Source organism: Luteimicrobium sp. NPDC057192 (assembly GCF_042670205.1).
GTDB lineage: Bacteria > Actinomycetota > Actinomycetes > Actinomycetales > Cellulomonadaceae > Luteimicrobium.
The window spans coordinates 1-1,418 of record NZ_JBHUWD010000074.1 but is presented as its reverse complement, the minus strand read 5'-3'; the positions used below and the strand labels follow the sequence as shown (position 1 = coordinate 1,418).

At 74.0% G+C, this 1,418-nt stretch carries 1 protein-coding gene; it reads right to left on the bottom strand.

The annotated features are described in order from the left end of the window. Positions 1-95: 95 nt before the first annotated feature. Entirely contained in the window at positions 96-1,280 is a 1,185-nt protein-coding gene (locus ACFT5B_RS19445) for an ATP-dependent DNA ligase (protein ID WP_386800834.1), read from the bottom strand. Positions 1,281-1,418: the final 138 nt, after the last annotated feature.

The following is a 1,418-nucleotide window of genomic DNA, read 5'->3' as shown; positions in this document are numbered from 1 at the left end:
GGCATACCTCGCGAGGTACCCCGGCATCCCGGGTACCTCGCGAGGTATGCCGGATGCCGGGGTACTTCAGCGGGGCGGGCAGCGCGTGGGAGTGGTCAGCGCAGGACGTCCGCCAGGTCGTAGCGCGCGACCTCCTCGAGCTGCTCGTACGTGCAGGTCTCGGCGTCGCGGTCGTCGCGCCACCGGACGAGCCGGGCGGTGTGCCGGAACCGGTCGCCCTCCATGTGCTCGTACCGGACCTCGGCGACGAGCACGGGGTCGAGCGGCACGAACGACAGGTCCTTCTTCGCGTTCCACCGCGAGACCCCGCCCGGCAGCCGCGAGTCCCCGGACGTCGCGTCGGTCTGCCAGCGCGCCCACGGGTGCTGGGTGAGCGGGATCTCGAGGGTTTTGAGCTCGTCGACCAGCTCCGCGCGCCGGGCCGTGGTGAAGGACGCGGCGACGCCCACGTGGTGGAGGGTGCCGTCGTCGTCGTACAGGCCGAGGAGCAGCGAACCGAGCAGCGGCCGCTCGTCCGTCGACGTCTTGTGCAGCCGGTACCCCGCGACGACGACGTCCGCGGTCCGCTCGTGCTTGATCTTCGTCCAGCCGCGCTTGTCGGGCTGGTACGTCGACGCGAGCGGCTTCGCGACGACGCCGTCGAGCCCCGCGCCCTCGAACACCTCGAACCACCGCTGCGCCTCGTCCGGGTCGCGCGTGGTCTGGGAGAGATACACGCCCGACGACGTCGTGAGGTCCGCCGCGGACGTCACCCGGGTGCCGCTCGCGTCGCCCAGGGCGTCCTCCAGGAGCCTGCGGCGCTCCTCGAGCGGCCGCCCGGTGAGGTCGTCGTCGCCCAGCGCCAGGAGGTCGAAGACGACCAACGACGCCGGCGTCTGCTCGGCGAGGAGCTTCACGCGCGAGGCGGCGGGGTGGATGCGGTCCTGGAGGCGGTCGAAGTCGAGGCGCGTGCCGGTTCCTTGCTCGTCCGCGGCGTCCGGCCGGACGACCACGAGCTCCCCGTCGACGACGCACCGCTCCGGCAGCGCCGCGAGCAGCGCCTCGACGACCTCGGGGAAGTACCGCGTGAGCGGCTTGGTGTTGCGGCTCCCGAGCTCGACGTCGTCGCCGTCGCGGAACACGATGCAGCGGAAGCCGTCCCACTTCGGTTCGTAGGACCAGCCGTCGTCGGCGTCGCCGACGGCGCGCGGGACTCCCGCGACAGCCTTCGCCAGCATCGGCAGGACCGGAGGGCGGACGGGCAGGGAGGCGAAGCGCGCGGGGGAGTCGTCGTCGGCCACGCGTCCACGCTAGGCCGAGCACGGGATCTCAGCCCGCCGAGCACGGGGTCGGGGCGGCGGCGCGGCAGGCGAGCCCGGGCTCCCCGCAGGCGGGGCACCCGACCCAGGCCCGGCGGTCGGCCGCGGGCCGGCGGAGCG